This is a genomic window from Polaromonas sp. P1_F2 (genome assembly GCF_056405735.1).
In genome coordinates this window covers 86,230-103,030 of record NZ_JBFUBN010000015.1, presented here as the reverse complement: position 1 = coordinate 103,030, position 16,801 = coordinate 86,230, and the positions used below count along the sequence as shown (strand labels likewise).

General features: G+C 61.2%; 17 protein-coding genes and 1 riboswitch. Of the genes, 9 read left to right on the top strand and 8 right to left on the bottom strand.

What is annotated here, in order from left to right; genetic code table 11:
* Positions 1 to 102 precede the first annotated feature (102 nt).
* Positions 103 to 1,026 carry a cytochrome-c peroxidase gene (locus AC1D0O_RS22990; protein ID WP_477655806.1) on the top strand — a complete coding sequence of 308 codons (924 nt, stop codon included), beginning with the start codon at positions 103 to 105 and terminating at the stop codon, positions 1,024 to 1,026.
* Positions 1,023 to 3,881 carry a DAHL domain-containing protein gene (locus tag AC1D0O_RS22985; protein WP_477655805.1) on the top strand — a complete coding sequence of 953 codons (2,859 nt, stop codon included), beginning with the start codon at positions 1,023 to 1,025 and terminating at the stop codon, positions 3,879 to 3,881. Before AC1D0O_RS22990 ends, AC1D0O_RS22985 begins: the two co-directional genes overlap by 4 nt.
* A gap of 241 nt (positions 3,882 to 4,122) precedes the next feature.
* On the opposite strand, the gene phnD is transcribed toward AC1D0O_RS22985, so the two are convergent.
* The 8 genes from phnD to AC1D0O_RS22945 form a co-directional block, all read right to left on the bottom strand.
* Positions 4,123 to 5,094 carry a phosphate/phosphite/phosphonate ABC transporter substrate-binding protein gene (gene phnD, locus AC1D0O_RS22980; protein ID WP_477655804.1) on the bottom strand — a complete coding sequence of 324 codons (972 nt, stop codon included), beginning with the start codon at positions 5,092 to 5,094 and terminating at the stop codon, positions 4,123 to 4,125.
* A gap of 215 nt (positions 5,095 to 5,309) precedes the next feature.
* Positions 5,310 to 5,825 (bottom strand): DinB family protein, encoded by a 516-nt coding sequence (locus AC1D0O_RS22975; protein WP_477655815.1) that lies wholly within the window; start codon positions 5,823 to 5,825, stop codon positions 5,310 to 5,312.
* A gap of 8 nt (positions 5,826 to 5,833) precedes the next feature.
* Complete coding sequence (locus AC1D0O_RS22970) at positions 5,834 to 6,043, bottom strand: DUF1737 domain-containing protein (RefSeq protein WP_477655803.1); 210 nt, start codon at positions 6,041 to 6,043, stop codon at positions 5,834 to 5,836.
* Positions 6,044 to 6,352: 309 nt separating this feature from the next.
* A complete protein-coding gene (locus tag AC1D0O_RS22965) occupies positions 6,353 to 7,666 on the bottom strand; it encodes a D-amino acid dehydrogenase (RefSeq protein WP_477655802.1) in 1,314 nt (437 codons plus the stop codon).
* Between the two features lie 109 nt (positions 7,667 to 7,775).
* Positions 7,776 to 7,884, bottom strand: a riboswitch (glycine riboswitch).
* 196 nt (positions 7,885 to 8,080) lie between these two features.
* Complete coding sequence (locus AC1D0O_RS22960; protein ID WP_477655801.1) at positions 8,081 to 8,614, bottom strand: GrpB family protein; 534 nt, start codon at positions 8,612 to 8,614, stop codon at positions 8,081 to 8,083.
* A gap of 14 nt (positions 8,615 to 8,628) precedes the next feature.
* Positions 8,629 to 9,111, bottom strand: a complete 483-nt coding sequence (locus tag AC1D0O_RS22955; protein WP_477655800.1) for a thioredoxin domain-containing protein — start codon at positions 9,109 to 9,111, stop codon at positions 8,629 to 8,631.
* A complete protein-coding gene (locus AC1D0O_RS22950) occupies positions 9,108 to 9,842 on the bottom strand; it encodes an alpha/beta fold hydrolase (RefSeq protein ID WP_477655799.1) in 735 nt (244 codons plus the stop codon). The genes AC1D0O_RS22955 and AC1D0O_RS22950 overlap by 4 nt, the downstream gene beginning before the upstream one ends.
* Before the next feature lie 43 nt (positions 9,843 to 9,885).
* Positions 9,886 to 11,118, bottom strand: coding sequence for a CaiB/BaiF CoA transferase family protein (locus tag AC1D0O_RS22945; protein WP_477655798.1), 1,233 nt, complete (start codon positions 11,116 to 11,118; stop codon positions 9,886 to 9,888).
* A 106-nt stretch (positions 11,119 to 11,224) separates the two neighbouring features.
* On the opposite strand from AC1D0O_RS22945, the gene AC1D0O_RS22940 reads away from it, so the two are divergent.
* From AC1D0O_RS22940 to AC1D0O_RS22910, 7 genes are all read left to right on the top strand, one after another.
* Positions 11,225 to 11,725 carry a hypothetical protein gene (locus AC1D0O_RS22940; protein ID WP_477655797.1) on the top strand — a complete coding sequence of 167 codons (501 nt, stop codon included), beginning with the start codon at positions 11,225 to 11,227 and terminating at the stop codon, positions 11,723 to 11,725.
* 43 nt (positions 11,726 to 11,768) lie between these two features.
* Positions 11,769 to 12,188, top strand: a complete 420-nt coding sequence (locus AC1D0O_RS22935) for a hypothetical protein (protein WP_477655796.1) — start codon at positions 11,769 to 11,771, stop codon at positions 12,186 to 12,188.
* Between the two features lie 44 nt (positions 12,189 to 12,232).
* Complete coding sequence (locus AC1D0O_RS22930) at positions 12,233 to 12,850, top strand: hypothetical protein (RefSeq protein WP_477655795.1); 618 nt, start codon at positions 12,233 to 12,235, stop codon at positions 12,848 to 12,850.
* 105 nt (positions 12,851 to 12,955) lie between these two features.
* Complete coding sequence (locus AC1D0O_RS22925; RefSeq protein ID WP_477655794.1) at positions 12,956 to 13,639, top strand: hypothetical protein; 684 nt, start codon at positions 12,956 to 12,958, stop codon at positions 13,637 to 13,639.
* 304 nt (positions 13,640 to 13,943) lie between these two features.
* Positions 13,944 to 15,320: a hypothetical protein gene (locus tag AC1D0O_RS22920; protein WP_477655793.1), complete on the top strand. Its 1,377-nt coding sequence runs from the start codon at positions 13,944 to 13,946 to the stop codon at positions 15,318 to 15,320.
* 97 nt (positions 15,321 to 15,417) lie between these two features.
* Positions 15,418 to 15,801 (top strand): DUF1801 domain-containing protein, encoded by a 384-nt coding sequence (locus tag AC1D0O_RS22915; RefSeq protein ID WP_477655792.1) that lies wholly within the window; start codon positions 15,418 to 15,420, stop codon positions 15,799 to 15,801.
* A gap of 121 nt (positions 15,802 to 15,922) precedes the next feature.
* Positions 15,923 to 16,801: a restriction endonuclease gene (locus AC1D0O_RS22910; protein ID WP_477655791.1), complete on the top strand. Its 879-nt coding sequence runs from the start codon at positions 15,923 to 15,925 to the stop codon at positions 16,799 to 16,801.

Sequence of the window (16,801 nt, the reverse complement as noted above, 5' to 3'; positions counted from 1 at the left end):
TGGGCGCCGCTTCAGAAGGCAAGCGCACACGCGGCAGCGCAGGCGGCGTCGCACGGGGCCGCAAGGACTTCCGGCCTGCCGGGATTACTGCTGGCGGCCGTAGTGCTCTGCGTATCCCACGCCGCCATCGCGGCGCCTTTGCTCGATGAGCCCATACAGCCGGTCCCGCTGACGCTGAAGCAGGACCCGGCCCGCGCCGAAATCGGTCGGCAGCTGTTTCGCGATACGCGCCTTTCCGGCAACGGCCGCGTGTCCTGCGCCAGTTGCCACGACATCAGCAAGGGCGGCGGTGACGGGCGTGATCGTTCTGTGGGGCTCAACGGCGGGTTGACCAGCGTCAACGCCCCCACGGTGCTCAACGCCGCGCTCAATTTCAAGCAGTTCTGGAACGGTCGCGCCGAGTCGCTGGAAGCGCAAGCCGACCATGTCATGCAGAACCCGGTCGAGATGGGCTCGAAGTGGGAAGAGGTGGTCCAGAAGGTGTCGCAGGACCCCAAGTACAAGAGCGCATTCGCCGCCGCGTACAAAGACGGCGTCACCAAGGTGAACATCCAGAACGCCATCGCCACTTTCGAGCGCACCCTGATCACCCCCAACTCGCGCTTTGATAAATACCTGCGCGGCGACCCCAATGCGATCTCCGCGCCCGAGAAAGCCGGCTATGCGAAGTTCAAGCAGTACGGCTGCGTCGCCTGCCACCAAGGCGTCAACGTGGGCGGCAATATGTTCCAGAAATTCGGCGTCATGGGCGACTACTTCGCCAAGCGCGGCAACCCCACAGAAGCCGATCTCGGCCGCTACCTGGTCACCAAGGTTGAAAGCGACAAATACGTCTTCAAGGTGCCCAGCCTGCGCAACATCGCGCTCACCGCGCCTTACTTCCACGATGCCTCGGCGAAAACCCTGGACGAGGCCGTCGACATCATGTTTCGCTACCAGCTCGGCCGCGTCGCCTCCAAAGAAGACAAGGAGGCCATCATCCGTTTCCTCAACACCCTCACCGGTGAACTGGACGTCAAACCGTGAAAAAACCGAATCGACTGGCCTGGCTGCCGATGGCGGCGGTCACTGCCGTGCTGCTGTCCATCCTGGTGTTTCTGTACGCCAAAACCCAGAGCTTCGACGAGTCGCATTACTTTGAGGATATCGCCGTGCTGCGCCACCTGAAGCAGCTCGACGCGCAATGGGAACTGGACGTGCTGAAGTCCAGGATAGGCATCAACACGCACTACGATGCGCTGGCCGACAACCAGGGCGAGATGGCCCGGCTCATGGAACAGCTCCGGTCGGAAGCGGAAACCCACAAGCACGATGCCCCCGCGCAGGCCGCCAAGCTGGCGGCGCTGCAACGCGCCGTCCAGGACAAGGCCGTCCTGATCGAGCAATTCAAATCCAACAACTCGGTGCTGCGCAACTCGCTGGCCTTTCTTCCCACAGCGGCGGAAGACGTCAAGCAGTCGCTAGTGCCGGGCCGCGGCGCCGCACAGCCGGCGTTTCTGCAGATCTCGGCGGGCGTGAACAGGCTTTTGCTCGCGAGCATGCTGTACAGCCAAAGCCCGACCGGCGACAGGGGCGCGGAGATACGGGAGGAGCTAAACCGCCTGGAAGGCGGCCTGCATCTTTTTCCGCCGGGCATCAGGGACAGGCTGGGCATCTTCAGCGCGCACATCCAGACCATTTTGCGCGAGCAGAAAACCGTCAATGAACTCCTCGTGGGCATTGCCGCGGCGCCGACCGGAAAACTGCTCGATGAGGCCAGCGATGTTTTGACGGCCGAGCAGCAACAGGCCGGGGCGGAAGGCGAGCGTTACGGGCGCTACCTGCTGATTTTTTCGGCGGTGCTGGTGGCGCTGCTCCTCTACGCGGCGGTCGACCTCCTCAGCAGCCACTCCACCATCCAGCGCGTCAACCAGGAACTCCAGGGCGCCAATGAGACCCTGGAGCAGCGTGTGCAGGAGCGCACCATCGCGCTGAACGCCAGTGAAACGCAGCTGCACCAGATCACCGACACCGTACCAGCCCTGATCGCCTACATCGATGCGGAGCAGCGCTTCCAGTTCTACAACCTCGCTTATGAGGAACGCTTCGGCCTGAAGCGAGAGCAGATCCATGGCAAGACCATGCGCGAGATGATGGGCCGCGAGCTCTACGAAAAGGAGCGCGGCAAGATCGAGGAAGCCCTGGACGGCTACGCGGCGCAGTATGACCGCACCCAGGAAAGCGCCGACGGCAAGCAACGCGACTACGTCATGCAGTACTTTCCGCGCTACGGCGAAGGCGAGGACGAGGGCAAGGTGCTCGGTTTTTATTCGCTGGGCACCGATGTGACCGAACTCAAGCGCATAGACCGCATGAAAAGCGAGTTCGTCTCCACCGTCAGCCATGAGCTGCGCACGCCGCTCACCTCCATACGCGGCTCGCTGGGCCTGATCGTCGGCGGTGTGGCCGGGGAGCTGCCGCCCATGGCCAAGAACCTCGTCGGCATCGCCACCAGCAACTGCGAGCGGCTCATCCGGCTGATCAACGACATCCTGGACAGCGAGAAAATCGAGTCCGGCAAGATGCGCTTCGACTTGCAGATCGTGGAACTGCAGCCCCTGCTGGCCCAGATCCTGACGGCCAATGAAGGCTTTGCGGGCCAGCACAAGGTCAAACTGGCGCTGGATGTCCAGGCCCAAGGGGTCATGGTCAGCGTCGACAGCGATCGCCTGACCCAGGCTCTCACCAACCTGATTTCCAATGCCGTGAAGTTCTCACCGGCGGAGTCCTATGTGTATGTCAGGCTGGTGCGCAGCGGCGGGCGGATCCGGGTCGAGGTCGCCGACAGCGGCCCCGGCATTCCCGAAGAGTTCCGCAAACGCATCTTCCAGAAGTTCTCGCAGGCCGACACCTCGGACACCCGGCAAAAGGGCGGCACCGGCCTTGGCCTGAACATCTCGCGCGCCATTGTCGAGCGCATGAACGGCAGCGTGGGCTTCACCTCGCAAACCGGCGTGGGAACCGTTTTCTATTTTGAGCTGCCCGAAGCGCTTGCGCCGCGGGTGGAAGAAGCCAGCATCGATGCAAACAGAAGCAAGGCCAGCGGGCCGCCCAGGCCCTTGATCCTGGTCTGCGAGGACGACCCCGACATCGCCCACTTGATCAACCTGATGCTCGACAAGGGCGGATTCGATTCGGACATGGTCTACCGCGCCGCGCAGGCCATGGAGCAGGTGGTGAAACGGCCTTATGCCGCCATGACGGTCGACCTGGGCCTGCCGGACCTGGACGGCATCAGCCTGATTCGCGCGCTGCGCCTCGAAGAGCGCACGCGGGACCTGCCCATCGTGGTGGTGTCGGCCAACGCCGAAGCCGGCGAACTCGAATTCAACAACCAGCCGCTCGCGGTGTCGACCTGGCTTGAAAAGCCCATCGACGAAAACAAGCTGATCCTGAGCCTGCAGCGCGCCATCGCCAACATGGCCGAAGGCCGGCCGCGCATCCTGCATGTCGAGGACGACCTGGACATCCAGCGCATCGCTGCGACCATCGCCCAGGACTTCGCGACCTTTGAATTTGCCGGCAGCCTGCAGGAGGCGCGCGAACAGCTCGGCAAGCACCACTACGACCTGGTGCTGCTCGACCTGACCTTGAAAGACGGTTCAGGATGGGAGCTGCTGGACACGATAGAGGCGCTGAACCCCGCGCCGCCGGTGGTGGTGTTTTCCGCGAGCGACGAGGTCGCCACGGAAACCCAGCGCGTCGAAGCCGTGTTGGTGAAGGCCTACACCTCCAACAACCAGCTGCTGCGCACCTTGCAGCGCGTGCTCGACGAAAGCCTGTGGGGCACGGTGCACCCGCTGCTCAGCGAATTACCCCCGTCCAGGCTCACTGGAGGCTAGCTGGCACACCCCTGTCCAGGCTCACTGCGTATAGCCTGTTCTCCCCTCAAGGGGACGGCGCTAGCGGCCCGGCAAAGCCGGTTCCGCGGCCCCTGTTGGCGTGACCGATTGCAGCCGGTTGAAGTGGGCTCTTCAAACCAGCATGAGCCGCGGGACTGGCTTTGCCAGACCGCAGGCGGGCGGCCCCCTCGGGGGGCAGCGCATTACACGAAGTGAAAAGCGTGGGGGCCTACTTTTGGCTCTACTTTTTTTGAGTGGAGCGGTAGACCTGCATCACCGTAGCGAAATCCCGGTCGAAATTGATCGGCAGGAAGGTGTCGTTGCCGGGCAGCTGCTTCTTCAGCGTGGGCGAGAAGCTGTAGCTGAACGAGCACTTCTTGACCCTGGCCTGCAGCTCCGGCGACACCTCTTTGTTCATTGTCCAGGTTTCCGTCATGAAAGGCGGGCTTTCCCAGATCGTGCGTATGCTCGATCCCTTGACGTCGCCCTTCACGACCATGCGCTGGTACAAATCGCTGGCCACCGCCGCGGCGGGGTAAAAGCCGTGCATCACGCCCGTCACCGAGCGCTCATGGCCGTTCGAGAAAACCACCTCGTAGTCCTTGTCCGGCGTCAGGCCCAGGGCCGGGAACAGCGCGCGCGGCGCCAGGTTGCCCGAGTTGGAGGTCGGCGTGGTGTGCGCGATCTTCTTGCCCACCAGGTCCTTGGGTTCCCGGTACGGGCTGTCGATACGCGTGATCAGGATCAGCTTGTAGGAATTGCGCTGGCCCGTCGCCTTGTTGCCTGGCACCGCGAAAGGCGCGGCCTGCCCGGCGGTCACCATCTGCGCGGCCAGGCCGGGGTTCACTTGCCCGATCTGGGCCTTGCCGGTCGAAAGCGCCTCGATCAGCTCCTTCTCGCCCAGGATGTCCACGTTGCTGGTGCGCTCCAGCGAGTCGCCCTGGGCGTTCTGCAGCTCCACATTGGCGCAGCGCGACAGGTGGCTGAAGTAGTCGCCCCACAAGGCCATGGTTTCGGTCTTGCCGTAGGTTTTGGGCATGGCCACCACCATTTTTTCGCGCGGGCCTGAAAATTTTTCGGCCGCCGGCGCTGCGGCGGCTTTGGCCTTCTTGGTCTTGGCCGGCGGATTCGGGTCCTCGGTTTGTGCCACGGTGGAACCCAGTGCCAGGACGGCACCCGACAGCACAGCCACATTGCGCAAATAAACCATCATGTTGATCACCCCCAAAAGTCAATGAATTAGCCGCAACTGCGGAAAACACGGCAGCGAGGCCGTTCATGCAGTGTGCTCCCAAGTTAACTTTTACTTACAGATCGACTGACGCTGAAGGGACATAAAGCGGGAATACCCCGGGCGATCCGTGGTTTTTTCGCCGAAAAAGGGCGCACCAAGGTAGCGCGCAAAGCCCATTTCCTGATAGGCCGATGTTACAAATTCCACCCGGCGCTCACGGCGCGCGACGCGTCAATCTTGCCGAGCAGCCACTGCAGGCCGGCCAGGTGCTGCTGGTCGTGGCTGCACAGGTAGTGCACCAGGCTGCGCAAGGTCAGCGCGCCGTAGCCTTCGAATTCCGCCCTGCGGTCCAGCTGCTGCGGTGTGACAGCCGACAGCATGGCCATGGTTTTGAGGCGGGCCGCCCGGAACGCCGCCAGGGCTTCCCGCGCGTCGGCTGTTGCGTAGTTGCGCTCTTTCTCGAGCTCGTAGCCATCCAGCGACACGAGTACCGGGTTGGTCTCGGTGAGCGTGCGTTGAAGCCGCACGTGGTAGCCGTCGATCTCGATGTCCCTGACATGGCAGACCTGGCCCAGCGCCGAAAAGGTCTCGCTCGGGATGCCGTCCCACGACGAAGGCCTCCAGTCGCTGTGGCTTTCGGGAATGGCCGCGTAAAACTGCTCGAGCTGGCGCGGGAAGTCCGCCATCGCCTGCAGGGTGGCGGTATTCAAGGGAGCGCTCATGGCTTGTCGCTCCGAACCGAAGGCCACAGCAGCGCCTGCGCCACGATCACCCGCTCGCCATTGAAGGTCGCCGCTGGTGAGCCGTGAAGCTCGTAGCCCAGCGCCAGCATCTCGCTGACCCGGTGGCAAAAACTCGCGTCATCCGGGCCCGTGAGGAGGCGGTAGGTGGGAAGACCGTCGGGAGGCGTGGTGGCGGGTGAGGTCATGGCGGCGGGCGGCGAATGAACGGAGGGCGATATTACCGCCTCCGCTCATCTGCTGCAGGGTGAGGTCGGTCGGCGGGTTGGTGGGCGGGACGTCGGATGGCGGCTAATGGTTTTGCTCCTTCCCCCGCTGGGGGAAGGTGGGGATGGGGGCTGGCGGTCTTGGCAAATGCGAAAAGCGCTTGCCCAATCGCTGCTGGCCCCCACCCCTGCCCTCCCCCAGAGGGGGAGGGAGTAAGAGGGGGAGAGGTCCTCAGGCCGGCTTCGTTGATGACGCGGGCCACGATGGTCTTGAGGTCGGCGCCCGCCTGATCAGGCCTTCACCATCCCCGGCAATGCCATCACCCGCCCCGGCGCCGGCATGCCGGTAAAAGCAAAGTCCACCTCAGGCACGCGCCCGCTCACGATGTCGGCAATCGCCGCGCCCGAGCCGCAGGCATGCGTCCAGCCCAGCGTGCCGTGGCCCGTGTTGAGGAACAGATTGGAGGTTTTGCTTTTGCCGATGTAAGGCACGTTGCTCGGCGTCGCCGGCCGCAGGCCGGTCCAGAACTGCGCGCCTTCGCCGTCCGTCATCTCCGGGAAGAGCTGCTTCACGCGACGCACGATGGCCTGGCAGCGCACCAGGTTCAGTTCGGTGTTGTAGCCGTTGAGCTCCGCCGTGCCCGCGATGCGCAGGCGATTGCCGAAGCGCGAGAACACCAGCTTGTACTCGTCGTCCGTCAGGCTCACCTGGTAAGACGCAGCTTCGTTGATCACCGGCAGCGTCACCGAATAGCCCTTGGCCGGGTAGATGCGCAGGTTCTGCCCCAGGCGTTTCGCCCACGGCGCGCTGAAAGCGCCCAGGCACATCACATAGGCATCGGCCTTCAGCATCTCGACGCGCCCGCCCGCCTCGCCGAGGCCCCCGGCGACCAGCACGCCCTCCAGCTGCCCGCCGCCGGCCAGCACGTCCAGGATGTTGGTGTTGTAGAGAAACTTCACGCCGGCCTGCTCGCAGCGCGCGGCCAGCGCGGCGGTGAAAGCCTGCGCGTCGCCCGACTCGTCGCTGGGCGTCATGCTGCCACCCACAATGCTGCTGCGGCATTGCGCCAGCGCGGGCTCAATCGCCACACACTCGTCGGCGGTTTTCATGTCGAGTTCGCAGCCGTGCTCGCGCATGATGCGCGCCGGCTCCTGCGCCGCGTCGTACTCGGCCTGGCTCGTATAGAAATGCAGGATGCCTTGGGTCCGCGCGTCGTATTGCAGGCCCAGTTCGGCGCGCAGTTTCTGCAGCGCGCCGCGGCTGTACATGCCCAGGTTGACGATCTGCCGGATGTTCTGCGCGGTGCGCGCCGGCGTGCAGTTGCGCAAAAACTCCAGGCCCCACAGCCATTGGTTCACATCGGCCCGCAGCCGGAACAGCAGCGGCGCGTCTTCCCGCGCCAGCCACTGCAGCACCTTGAGCGGCGCACCCGGGTTGGCCCAGGGCTCCGCGTGGCTTACGGAAATCTGCCCGCCGTTGGCAAAGCTGGTTTCCATCGCGGCCGCGCCGCGCCGCTCGATCACCGTGACCTCATGCCCGCGCTGCGCCAGATACCAGGCCGTCGTGACCCCCGTGACACCCGCACCCAAAACCATGACTTTCATGGCGATTCCTTTTTCAAGCAGAAATTACAGTTGCGCAAGTGCAATGCCTTGAGGGGTGCTTGAGTCCAAAAAGAATCATGGCAACCGCCAGGCCATCACAGGCTTGCGGCCGCTTCCACTGTCCTTGGTACCTGAGAGATTCAGCCGCTACTTTCGCAACGGCCTTGCTCCTTCGGTGCGCCGCACCTTGCATGCGGCGTCTCTCCAGACGGCTGTGTGTTTCCGGGCAGTACGGGACCTGAGCGATTATGGAAGTTTGCGCCTTCGGTGGCCGCCCCTGGGGGCAGCGCTCTCCTGCTTGAACGGTCTGAATTTACCACCGAAGCCGCATTTGCCAAACGCAAATCCGGCATCCAGTACAGGTCCAGCGGGTTGATTCAGCAGCTTAATAGTAGGCAATAGGGTGGTGGGCGTTCAGCCTTCACACACCGAGCGCACAAACGCGGCCTTGCCTTCGGTATAGGCCTCGCGGTCACCCGGGTGCCGGGCCGCCAGCTCCGCCTTGAGCGCCGCATAACGCGCCGCCAGCGCGGCATCCGCCCTCAGCGCATCGCGAAAACGCAGGCGCTGCGCCCACACCGGGCCGCCATGCACCACCAGATGCAGGTGGTGCGTGCGATGCCCGCCGGCCCAGCGCATCAACCACTGGCGGTCGGCCAGCGTGGCATTAAATTCGGCCGAGGCCGTGTAGCCCTCGGCGCACAGCGGCCCCACCAGCGCCCTGGCCGCCGCCATCGAAGCCACGCCGGCCAGGATGTCGATCACCGGCTTGGCGACCAGCTCCGGCACGGCCGTGCTGCCTATGTGCTCAATGGCGATCAAATCATCGGGAAACAGCGACAGCAGCCGCTCGCGCTCGGCCTCGAACAGGCCGGGCCAGCGCGGGTCGTAGGCCCGCAGTGCCACCTCCTCGTGAATGGCGGCCTGCAGCGACCCGGCGTCCGTCATGGCGTTATCAGGCCCTAACGCAGCGCCACCACCGCCCGGCGCGCCAGCACCAGGCGCTCGTCCAGGTAGGCTCCGTAAAAATCCGGGATCGCCGCGCCCACCAGCGGCTCGGCCAGCTTCTGTCCTTGCGGGCCCAGGAACAGCACCGTGGGCGTGAAAGTCGCCTTCCAGGCCCGGGTCTGCGCAGCCGCGGTCGTGGCCTTGCCGTCAAAACCCGTCAACGGCGTGCGGCTGTCGCTGAAATTGAGCTGCCAGGCCTCCAGCCCGGTTTCCTGGCGCGCGGGCAGCAGGTAATTGCGCCGCACCAGTTCGCAATAAGGGCAGCCGGGCAGGGTGACCAGCAGCACCAGCGGCTCGCCGCGCGCGGCGGCCAGCCCGGCCGCCTCCGGCAGCGAGGCCGGCACCGGCAGCGCGCTGTCCTTGGCCTGGGCCTGCAGCGGCCAGGCCAGGCTGCCCGCCAATGCGGCCGTGAAACCGCGTCGGCCCACCGCCTTCATTCGGCGCACTCCAGCAGGATGTGCGCCAGCGCCGCCGGCTCGGTCACCATCGGGTCGTGGCCGGTGGCGAGGTCTACTACCCGTGAATTCGGCAGCCAGGCGCCACCCCAGAAGGCAGGGTCGCGCACGCGTAGCCGGCTGGGCGTGATGGTCGCCAGCGCCGGCTCGGTGCAGCTCACAAAGGTGCGCGGCACGGCCGCCACGCGCTTTACGTCAAAATCCAGCGGCGCCTGGTAGGTGTTGCCCGGGTGCGGCGTCTGCCGGCGCTGCACCCAGTCGTGGTCGGCGCCCTGCAGGCCGAACACCTCCGGGTCGGGCGGCGCAAAGCTGAAACAGGCCGTGGCCTGCGCGCTCGCCATGCGCTTTTGCTGCGTGGCCGCGTCGTGCGTGCTGCTCCAGCTTTCGCCCGGCTGCGGCACCACGGCATCGACATACACCAGGTGCTTGAGGCGCCCGCCCATGCGGTCGGCCACGGCCGTGCCTATCATGCCGGCGTAGGAATGTACGGCCAGCGTCACCTCGTGCAGTTCCTCGGCCTCGATCAGGTTGATCACGTCGTTGATGTGGGTGTCGAGGTTGACGGCCGGCGACAGCAAATGGGCCCGCTCGCCCAGGCCCGTCAGCGTCACCGCAAAAGCCTTGTGGTGGTCCAGCTGCAGCACCTGCGCCACACGCCGCCAGCACCAGCCGCCATGCCAGGCACCGTGCACCAGAACAAAATTGTGTTTCATCGCGCCACCTCTTTGAATCAGGTCTTTGTATGGGCTTGCCGCGTCAAATCGCCTTGCCGCCCTTGAGTTCAGACAGCTTCGCGTCGGAATAGTTCAGCAACTCGCGCAGCACCTCATCGGTGTGCTGGCCCAGCAGCGGCGGCGGCAGGTCGGTGCGCACCGGCGTCGCACTCAGGCGCATCGGGCTGGAGACCAGCTTCAAGTCGTCCTTCACCGGGTGATGCCACTCGGTCACCATGCCGCGCGCTGCTATCTGCGGGTCGGCAAACACCTCGGCCAGGCTGTTGATCGCGCCGCAAGGCACTTTCGCCGCCTCCAGCGCCGCCAGCCAGTCGGCCTTGCCGCGCGTCTTCATCACCGCTTCCAGGATCGGCACCAGCTGGCCGCGGTTCAGCACGCGGTCGCGGTTCTTCGCGAACAGCGGGTTGGTCGCCAGCTCGGGGATGTTCGCCACCGCGCAGAACTTCGCATACTGCGAGTCATTGCCCACGGCCAATATCAAATGGTCCTTGCTGCCGTCACCGGCCGGTGCGACTTCAAACACCTGGTAGGGCACGATGTTCTGGTGCGCATTGCCGGCCCGGCCCGGCGCCTTGCCGCTGACCAGGTAGTTGGCGCCCAGGTTGGCCAGCATCGCCACCTGGGTGTCCAGCAGCGCCATGTCCACCTGCTGGCCCTCGCCGGTTTTTTCGGCATGGCGCAGCGCAGCCAAAATCGCCACCGTCGCATACATGCCCGTCATCAAATCCGCCACCGCCACGCCGACCTTCTGCGGCCCGCCGCCCAGGTCGTCGCGTTCGCCCGTCACACTCATCAGCCCGCCCATGCCCTGGATCGCGTAGTCATAGCCTGCGCGGTCCGCATAAGGCCCGTTCTGGCCAAAGCCGGTGACCGAGCAGTACACCAGGCGCGGGTTGATGGCTTTGAGCGAGGCATAGTCCAGCCCATAACGCGCCATGTCGCCGACCTTGAAGTTCTCCACAAACACATCGCAGTGCGCCGCCAGCTCCCGCACCAGCGCCTGGCCCGCCGGCTGGGCAATGTCGCAGGTCACCGAGCGCTTGTTGCGATTCGTGCCCAGGTAATAAGCCGCCTCGGTGTCCGCGCCCTGCGCGTCTTTCAAAAATGGCGGGCCCCAGGTCCGCGTGTCGTCGCCGCTGCCCGGCCGCTCGATCTTGATCACGTCGGCCCCCAGGTCGGCCAAAGTCTGGGTGCACCAGGGGCCCGCAAGCACGCGGGAGAGGTCGAGGATGCGGATGCCGTCTAAGGAGTTCATGGGGACATTTTGCCTCTAGCGCTGGGTAAGCTTCCTCTGATTGAAGGAGGCGATGCCCGGGACCATAGCCTAATATCCCAGGCTTGGCTTCACAACAACCATCCCTATGCCTGAACAAAACCCCTATGCCCCACCCCAGGCGCAAGTCGCCGATATCGACCAGCTGGTGACTGGCGAGAATGCGCCCGCACTCTGGAACCCCAATGCCGCCGCCAGCTGGAGCCTGCTCTTTACCCCGATTTTTGGGGCCTACCTTCACATGCGCAACTGGGAGGCGCTCGGGCAGCCGGAAAAAGCCGCAAGATCGAAGAACTGGATGATTGGAAGCATTGTCTGTGCCTTGCTTCTTGTCATCATTCCATTCTTCTTGCCGGAATCGAAAGGCGTGGACGCACTTGGACGAGCGTTCGGCTTTGCGCTGCTGATCACCTGGTATTACGCCATCGGCAAGTCGCAGCAGGCATTTGTCCTGGGGAAATTCGGGAAGGCCTATCCGCGACGTGGCTGGTCCAAGCCTTTGCTGGCGGCGGTCGGGGCCGTGATAGCCATGTTTGTGGTCGTTTTTGTTGCGGCGCTTGTCATGGCTATGGTCGATCGTCAATCTTGACGACCGGCGGGTTTTGGCCGGCGAGGCGGGTACAAGCAGCATCGTGAAGAATCTCTTTGTCATCGCCGCATTGGTTTCGATACCCATCCACGCTTTTTCGGCCGGTATTCCAGAGTGTTTTGTTGGACGATGGAAGTCCGACGAAGCGTTGACGCTGGAAGACATGCGAAAGCATCCCGAGGTCACCGAGAAGGCCAGGGCAATCTTCGAGAACAAGTTCTTTGGGAGCTTGGTTCTGGTCTTTGGGCCTCGCTATGGCGGTTGGTACCTTGAAGGAGAGCAGACACGCGCGGATATCTCCTTCGAGAAGTTCGACGTCGTGGAGCGCGGAACGGACTGGGTCACTTTGCGGAGCTATATATGGGAAGTCGAGCAGCATCAGCAATGGTTCTGCGAAAGCGGCCGGATCTACACGCACGTAAGCAGGTGGGAGTTTCGCGAATATTTTTCTCCGTTGCCGTGACCGGAAACTCTCTTCCAGAGTCAGTCACATACAAGGAAATCATCTTGACTACGACATTGCTTAGGCTCGCTGTTTCAGGCGTCATGCTTTTCGCGCCAATGCTGGCATCGCAGGTCAACGCCCAGGAACCCGGCATCGCGAAATCCGCACCCGCACCCGCACCCGCATCAAATGCCCTTGATACCCCAGGACCCGGTTGTGTCGGAAAAGAAAAACTTACCAACAAACTGACTCCCGTCGACCTTTACAGGGGCATTTCCAGTTGTATTGAGCAGGAGAAATTTGAACCGGGTGTCTTCATGTACGCCATGGCCGGTGCGTATGGGCGATTCGACACACTCAGGGTCGCTGACGAGTCAGCACATCAAGCCGCCAAAATTTTGCCCATGCTTGCCTTCGAGTCGGGGAGCAAGGACAAGGTCGCGGCCTTCAAGGCCCAAGTGGGTCAGATTCTCGGCAACGACGCAAAGCGCGCGGGCTATTGCTCGGAAGTTGAACGTATCGGCCCCCCGGCTTACTTTCCTTCCTACATGGTGCAGCACGGCCTTGGGGCTGTGACGGGAGCAAAGAACGGCGAGGCAGCGCTGGTCCCTTCTTTCAATCCCGAAATCGCCTGGAAAAAGGCCGTCGTGGGGTACCTGCAATGCCCGCCGTTGAAGTAGCGGGCGGTTTGCCTCTCCGTGGGCAGTCTCGCTTTCTGCGCACATGAGCTGTGCAAAGCTATCCCTCAGGTTCTTGCGGTCTAAATTACATTGGATTCCCCGCCGATGATCTACAAATTTCACTTCCGATGGTTGGTCTTGTACCTTGCTATTGTTACCGTGGCCGTTGGCACGCTCGGAATGTGGTATTTCGCGTCTTACTCGACTTCTCATCTCCAATTAGCGCCGGGCGCGAAGATCACATTCACCGCGTTTCGCTTGACCCCTCAGAGCGCAACAATGTCGATGTACTTTCACAGGGTGTTCGGTGAGCTCAGGAACGAGCTCGGAAAGTTTCCCTCGCACTCCACGGAGAAGGGCAACTGGTCCTTCCCGGAGCCGGGAGAGTCTGTCAGGCTCTTGATTGAAGGTGGTGGTGTTCGAACTGTGTACGAAGCTTTGCCGGCGCAACCTGCTGATATGCATCATTGGCGCCGACAGATCGTGCCTTTTGTCGATGACGGTGATCCGAAAAAAGTCCCGTGGCCGCCCGATGAAAAGTCCATGCCAATACTCGGATGGGGCTTCACAACATTTTCTGTGACGGTCCTGGAAGTTGGCGCGCCAATTGCAAACGAGCGTGTGTCGGTCTCCCTGCATTCCGCAATTGCCAATCGTCACGAAGGGTCGCTGTACGACGTTCTCCTGGTGTTTCGGTTCTGGCACATTTTTGCGTTGATCCTGGGCGGATGGGCGCTACTTCTTCAGTCCATCGATAACAAAGCCAGACGTGCAGCCCGTGAAACCTGACAGGTCAATCGGTACGGGCCCACAACAGCGTCTCCAAGTTAAACCGCAGTCCTTCTCCCTCTGGGAGAGGGTTGGGATGAGGGCTGTTGGTCGGTGTCGCACCACCGCCTGAATCCATCCGAGCAAGAAGGTGAGCGAGTAGCTTGCGGGGTTGAAAGAAAGCACTGCACTCCTTCGATTGGAGGATGGGCCGAACTCGAGGGAGGCCTAGAATTTGCCTGTGACAATCGCAGGTTAGGTCGCACATGGAGTTAAGCCTTGAGCGCCTGGCAAGAAAAACTATTCATTTGGAGGAGACATAAAGATGTGGGAATCTCTTGGCTTTCGCGAAAGTCCATACAACACCAACCCTTTGCTACCTCGGGCAGAAGATATTGACCTCCTGGTGGGTCGTGACAGCGAGGCTACGGAGCTCTGCACTCAACTGGGAACATCGTCTGGTGGCGTCTTGGTGCTCTCAGGTACCCCAGGTGTCGGAAAAACTAGCTTCTTCAACGTGCAGCAATATCGCTTGGAGAATGATTTAGCGCCCTTTGGCCCTAAGCTGCTTGCCGCGAGAACTCTTTGTCCCGTACAGCCGACAGATGATTTAAAGAGACTTGCACTTCGTGCAGTTGATTCGCTATACCGTTCAATTCATGCGTGGTGTGCGCTGAATTCCCAGCCCGTTCCCCAACAGGTAAAGGAAATTGGTGAATGGCTGGCAGGTACAGGCACGTCCGCTTTCAGTCTTGGCGTCTCCATTCTTGGGTGTGGTGGATCCATGGGGCGGACCGCACAGCTTCCCAAGGCTTCTGATGCATCTTTTGAAGCGATAGCTGACGCCCTTGCGGCGATGTCCTCTGAGGTTGTCACAACGCTCGGATTTAAATCTGCAGTCATCGCTCTGGATAATCTTGAGAATCTGTCCGATGAGCAACTCGGATCAATGTTGATTTCATTTCGCGACACTCTCTTCTCCATTGCTAATGTTTGGTGGGTGCTTATCGGGCAGAGTGGTTTGGGTAGCTTGATTCAGTCGTTAGACCCACGAGTTTTTGAGCGTACTACCGGCTCTGGAATTGAAATTCGTCCAATAGAAATTGGGGAGCTTCATGAGGCTATCGCCATTCGAGTTTCTAGATTTCATAACTCAAAAGGAGGTAAATCTCCTCTTACAGAAGAAACACACAAGCGTCTGTATGAAGCCTCGTTCGGGGAGATGCGCTTTGTTCTCAAATACAGCAACAGCATATGCGCCAAATTCGTTGAAGTTGTCAGAGATCAAGTTCTCAATAGCCCCGCTATTAAAGTTGCTCAAAATACGTCGGGGTTCAAAAAGACATTTGAGTCGGCCATAAATGCCTCGATCGGCCGGATGCTAATCAACCAGCAGCTAGCACACCCTCAAGCGGCGAGTTTTTTACGCAAAATTGTTGAAAGCGAACTGAAGGGGCTTTACCTGAATGCGAAGGAAATGGCAGTCCTAGAGGCAATTGGTAAGGCGGGACAAGCCCGGGCCAGCGATTTTAAGAATTTCCCCGTTCGATCCATGCAGGACTTTTCTAGCAATTACTTAACAAAACTACATAGGCAGAATCTCCTCACGCGTAAGCAAGAGGGGCGAACCGTAACCTATCGGTTACGTGGCATCGCGCAGCTCTCACATACATTCGGCCTTCTCGCTTCGTCATCGAAGTAGAACCGACTTTGTGAAAGTCTGAACCTAACATCACCTGTGTAGAGATTCTCACTCGTTTTGGGAATAGAGTGGTGTGCGGCACAGCCCCAACATTGCCATGATGAAGAAGACCATTCCCGCTTCAAGCCCAGATGTCTATGTAACCGCATTGTCCGACTGGCGGCGTGCTACGGTCGAGCGGTTGCGGGCCGCAGTCTTGGGTAGCGGTGCACTGGACGAAATCATCAAGTGGGGCCATTTGGTTTATTTGTCGAACGGGCCGACCCTGCTCATTCGCGCCGAAGAAAGCCGCGTGCTGTTCGGCTTTTGGCGAGGGCAGCGCCTTCGCGAGATAGACCCGCTGTTAAAACCCGGTGGCAAGTACGAGATGGCGATGAGAGAGTTCCACGAGGGCGATGAGGTTAATGCCGCACTATCGCGCCGCCTCGTCAAGGAAGCGATACGCCTCAACAAGACGCTTGGCGATCCCACCAAATTCTAGTGATCCTCCGATTGGAGGATGGGCTTAATTCGCTGCCAGCCTAGAATTTGTCGGTAGCTAGTAGCACACCGCTTTCGGACGCTCCTGAATTCAAACGCTAAACCTCAATGGAGACCACACCTTGGCTACGAAAAAGAAGAAAGACGAAGGAGCTCAGTTTGTTCGATACTTCGGGCCGCTCCTGGATGCACTGCGTGGTCTTGGCGGTTCGGCAAAGCCTGACGAAGCAGTTGATCGTGTATCAACTGACCTGAAAATCTCGGATGATGTGCTCAACGAAACACTGCCGTCTGGCGGTTCCAGATTTCGAAACCAGGTTGCGTGGGCTCGGTTCTACTTGGTTCGAGAAGGCCTTATCAGTTCCTCCAAGCATGGCGTTTGGAGTCTCACTGAACTCGGCTTCAAGACGAGCCTGACTCAGGAGCAAGCCCGCAGCATCTTCTTGAAGTGGGTCAAGATATTTCAGGAGCTACGAAAACAGAAAGAGGCGTCAGAGCCAGTCGCCGAGAAGGTCGCCGAAGGAACCGGGGGTGTCTCTACGGACTATCGAGACGAAGCACTGGAAGTCCTTTTGTCGCTTGCACCGGCAGGTTTTGAACGGCTCTCCCAGCGCTTGCTACGTGAGGCCGGCTTCACCCAGGTGGTGGTCACGGGTCAAAGCGGTGATGGTGGAATCGATGGATTCGGAATCCTGCAGGTCAACCCTCTGGTCTCTTTCAAAGTGCTATTCCAGTGCAAACGGTACGCAAAATCAGTGGCCCCCTCTCAAGTGCGCGACTTTCGGGGAGCCATGTCAGGGAGAGCCGACAAAGGCATCATCATTACTACCGGTACGTTCACCGCAGAAGCAAAACGTGAAGCCACACGCGATGGTGCCCCACCCATTGAATTGATCGACGGCGAAAAATTGATTGACATGCTTGAAAGGTTTGAGCTGGGCCTCAATCCTGTCAAAACATACGAGCTCGATCACCTGTTCTTCAAAGAGTTCAAGGTCTGA

What these genes read in the sequence shown, in the direction of transcription:
- phnD (WP_477655804.1), bottom strand. Translation starts at nt 5,094, where the DNA reads ATGATGGTTTATTTGCGCAATGTGGCTGTGCTGTCGGGTGCCGTCCTG.
- AC1D0O_RS22970 (WP_477655803.1), bottom strand. Translation starts at nt 6,043, where the DNA reads ATGACCTCACCCGCCACCACGCCTCCCGACGGTCTTCCCACCTACCGC.
- AC1D0O_RS22965 (WP_477655802.1), bottom strand. Translation starts at nt 7,666, where the DNA reads ATGAAAGTCATGGTTTTGGGTGCGGGTGTCACGGGGGTCACGACGGCC.
- AC1D0O_RS22960 (WP_477655801.1), bottom strand. Translation starts at nt 8,614, where the DNA reads ATGACGGACGCCGGGTCGCTGCAGGCCGCCATTCACGAGGAGGTGGCA.
- AC1D0O_RS22955 (WP_477655800.1), bottom strand. Translation starts at nt 9,111, where the DNA reads ATGAAGGCGGTGGGCCGACGCGGTTTCACGGCCGCATTGGCGGGCAGC.
- AC1D0O_RS22950 (WP_477655799.1), bottom strand. Translation starts at nt 9,842, where the DNA reads ATGAAACACAATTTTGTTCTGGTGCACGGTGCCTGGCATGGCGGCTGG.
- AC1D0O_RS22945 (WP_477655798.1), bottom strand. Translation starts at nt 11,118, where the DNA reads ATGAACTCCTTAGACGGCATCCGCATCCTCGACCTCTCCCGCGTGCTT.
- AC1D0O_RS22940 (WP_477655797.1), top strand. Translation starts at nt 11,225, where the DNA reads ATGCCTGAACAAAACCCCTATGCCCCACCCCAGGCGCAAGTCGCCGAT.
- AC1D0O_RS22925 (WP_477655794.1), top strand. Translation starts at nt 12,956, where the DNA reads ATGATCTACAAATTTCACTTCCGATGGTTGGTCTTGTACCTTGCTATT.
- AC1D0O_RS22920 (WP_477655793.1), top strand. Translation starts at nt 13,944, where the DNA reads ATGTGGGAATCTCTTGGCTTTCGCGAAAGTCCATACAACACCAACCCT.
- AC1D0O_RS22915 (WP_477655792.1), top strand. Translation starts at nt 15,418, where the DNA reads ATGATGAAGAAGACCATTCCCGCTTCAAGCCCAGATGTCTATGTAACC.